The sequence below is a fragment of the Rhodoferax sp. genome, assembly GCF_037143375.1.
GTDB lineage: Bacteria > Pseudomonadota > Gammaproteobacteria > Burkholderiales > Burkholderiaceae_C > Rhodoferax.
The window spans coordinates 1-3,440 of the sequence record NZ_JBAWYV010000243.1 but is presented as its reverse complement, the minus strand read 5'-3'; the positions used below and the strand labels follow the sequence as shown (position 1 = coordinate 3,440).

At 54.3% G+C, this 3,440-nt stretch carries 2 protein-coding genes; one reads left to right on the top strand and one right to left on the bottom strand.

The window, feature by feature from the left end; translation table 11 throughout:
• Positions 1 to 1,208 (bottom strand): PQQ-dependent dehydrogenase, methanol/ethanol family (locus WCG50_RS18405; protein WP_336901052.1); only part of this gene is annotated, 1,208 nt, incomplete at its 3' end.
• 430 nt (positions 1,209 to 1,638) lie between these two features.
• Here WCG50_RS18405 and WCG50_RS18400 point away from each other — a divergent pair.
• A partial coding sequence (locus WCG50_RS18400) for a TonB-dependent receptor (protein WP_336901051.1) occupies positions 1,639 to 3,440 on the top strand: 1,802 nt, incomplete at its 3' end.

The window sequence follows — 3,440 nt, the reverse complement described above, 5'->3', positions numbered from 1 at the left end:
GCTGCAAACACAGACTTGCCTTTGGCGCCGTCGGCACTGGCGGTAGGATCACCCGCACGGTTTTCAGGCACAAAGTTAGGACGTCCGGTCTTCAAGTCAATGCCCGTCGCCCATGTGATTTTCTTCACGAAGGGGAACGCATTGAGGAGTTTGCCCGTGGCGGCGTCGTTGACATAGAAGAAGCCGTTGCGGTCGGCTTTGCCGCCGACGCGTTTGCCGTCCATGTCAAAGGTTACGAATTCATTGGCGCCGTCAAAGTCCCAGGCGTCGTTAGGCGTGTTCTGGTAGTGCCATTTGATCTGGCCGGTCTTGATGTCCAGCGCAACGGTCGAGCAAGAGAACAGGTTGTCACCCTTGCGCAGGTGGCTGTTCCACGGTGCGGGGTTGCCAGTACCGAAGTAAGCCAAGCCGGTCTTGCTGTCGTACGTGCCACCCAACCAGGTGGTAGCGCCGCCTGTTTTCCAGAGGTCGCCAGACCAGGACTTGTTCAAAGTGCCGGAAATGCCATTCTCAGACTTGTTGCCGTCCTTGTCGTACTTGTAGCCCATGTGGCCTTCGACGGTGGGGCGGGTCCAGACCAGTTGGCCTGTTTTAGGGTCGCGCGCCTCAACACGGCCTACCACGCCAAATTCGCCACCGGAAATACCGGTCAACAGCAATCCACCAGCGATCAGCGGTGCAGCAGATGCCGAGGCGCCAGAAGCGTAGTCTTCAATTTTTTCTTTCCAGACCACGTCACCGGTGTTCTGGTCGAGTGCCACAATTTGTGCGTCCAGCGTCATGAAAATGACCAGGTTGTCAAACAAGGCAGCTCCGCGGTTGATCACGTCACAGCAAGGCATGATGCCATCGGGCAGGCGGTGCTCGTACTTCCACAGTTTGGCGCCGGTCTTGACGTCCAATGCATAAATGCGCGAGTAGGAACCGGTCACAAACATCTTGCCGTTGTGAATCACGGGCTGAGATTCCTGACCACGTTGTTTCTCGCCACCGAAAGAGAAGCTCCAGGCAGGAACCAATTTCTTGATGGTTTGGGGGTTGACCTGTTTCAGGGTTGAAAAGCGTTGACCCTGGTTGCCTAAGCCCCAGGAGAGAACTTCTTTTGAATCGCTGGCATCGTTGTCAATCATTTGTTGCGTGACGACAGCGTGTGCCGTCCCCGTTGCAAAGCCAATAGCCATCAGGGTGGCCAATAATTTCAAGCGCATGAATGTCTCCTTGTTGTGTCAATTGAAGCGTAGCAATAGGAATTTGAAACTCCAAACCAACATTCAGCAAAGATCGTGCCTGAGTCACTAAACCGCTTAATTCGTCTTAAGTTTTACAACCCTCCCTGCTATGTGGATGTTGCATTCGGGTTTCTACGATGCGCGTTAACCCTGCCCACTGTGTCAATCGTGAACACCTGCCTTGAAATCATTTCAACGCAAGGCGGGAGAGGCGATAGTGACGGGGTGACAGGTTAGTCTGGATAGGTATAAATTGAAGGGTCAAAGACGAAAAACGTGCATAGAACCGTTGAAATTAGTTTGGCCCAAATATTGCATTGAAATCAAAGTCAATCTTCATGAGTAGAGATTGAACGAGACATTCAAAGATTAATTTCAGATAGCCAGACAAGCAGATCGAGAAAGAGACATGCATATCAAAATTAGAGAGATCACAGGTTTTTTGTTTGCGAAAACAGCCCTCGCCTTGGCCGCCGCCGCCCTGTGCCACCCCGCTTTAATGGCTCAGTCTTTGTCAGACGTGGTGATTTCCGCCTCGCGCACCGAGCAGCGCAGTTTTGATACGCCGGCCTCGATCCAGACGGTCGACCGCGCCACTATCGAAAATGCGGGTCCGCAGGTCAACCTGTCGGAATCTCTGAACCGGGTGCCGGGTCTGACGATTTTGAATCGCCAAAATTACGCGCAGGACTTACAGGTATCGATTCGGGGCTTTGGCGCCCGCTCGGCCTTTGGCATCCGGGGTATTCGCCTGTTGATTGATGGCATTCCGGCAACCACACCCGATGGTCAGGGGCAAGGCTCCTCCATCAGCCTGACGTCCACCGACCACATCGAAGTCTTGCGTGGCCCGCTGGCGCAGATGTATGGAAATTCCTCTGGTGGCGTGATTCAGGCCTTTACCCGTGATGCGCCTGAGAAGCCCGAGTTTGATGCCCAGCTTTATACCGGTTCTTTTGGTATGCACCGCAGCGACTGGCAATACGCCGGGCGCGTGGGAGACTACGGGTTGGTGGCTGACTACAGTACGTTTGATATCGATGGCTACCGCACCAACAGCAAAGCAGAACGCAAGCAGTTCAACGGCAAGCTGAGTTTTAATGCCAACGAAAAAACGCATGTGAACGTGGTGTTCAATCAGTTTGACATGCCACTGGCCCAGGATGCGCTGGGGCTGACAGCTGCTCAGATGGCGGTTGATCCGACACAGGCGGGGACTAATTCTTCAGGTGTCAAAACGGCGACCGATTTTCGGGTGCGAAAAGCCGTGCTGCAAAACCAGTTGGGCACTTCGATCAAACATGAGATTGACCCTGATCGTTCGTTGACTGCGCGCTTGTATTACGGCACCCGGGACAATTTGCAGTACCAAGTGGGGACCGCGGTAGGTACCAATGTGAATGGTGCTTGGACCGGTTTGGCCCGCACCTACTACGGTACCGGTTTGCAATACAACGCCAATACCAAACTGGGCGCGACGCCAGTGAACTGGGTGGCTGGCTATGAATTTGATCGCTCCAGCGAAGCGCGCCAGGCCGGCGCTGCGAAGCTGGGTGAGAAAACATCGCTGAGCCGCAACGAAGTTAATCAAGCCGACAACAGCGATGGTTTTATTCAGGGTACGGCCATGGTGTCAGAGCAAGTCTCCATCGTGTCCGGTTTTCGTTACAGCACGGTCAGTTTCGCCAGCGATGATATTTTCGGCAATGGGAAAGGTTCAGGTGCAACGAGTTACCAGGCGACCAGCCCCGTGCTGGGTTTGACGTACCACGCTACTGAACAACTCAATTTGTACGCCAATTACGGTAAAGGTTTTGAAACCCCCACGCTGGCTGAAATGGCTTACACCGGTGCGGGTGCGCCAGTCTTCAACACGGCGGTCAATGCCTCAAGCAGCCAGCATTACGAAGTGGGCGGCAAGTGGGTGCCCAGTGCCGGATCGCGATTGGATATGACACTGTTCCAGATCGACTCTACCGATGAGATTGTGGTCGCCAGTAGCAGCGGCGGCAGCACGGCCTACACCAATGCCCCGGGCACTTCACGCACTGGTTGGGAGTTGGCTGGCAGCACGTTGTTTGGCCCTCATCTTAGAGCGACGATCTCGGCCTCCAGCATTGATGCCCATTATTCAAAGAAATTCACCAGTGTCACGGCCAGTGGATCAACACCCGTTTCAGCGGGCAACAAACTCCCTGGCATCCCCCAGAG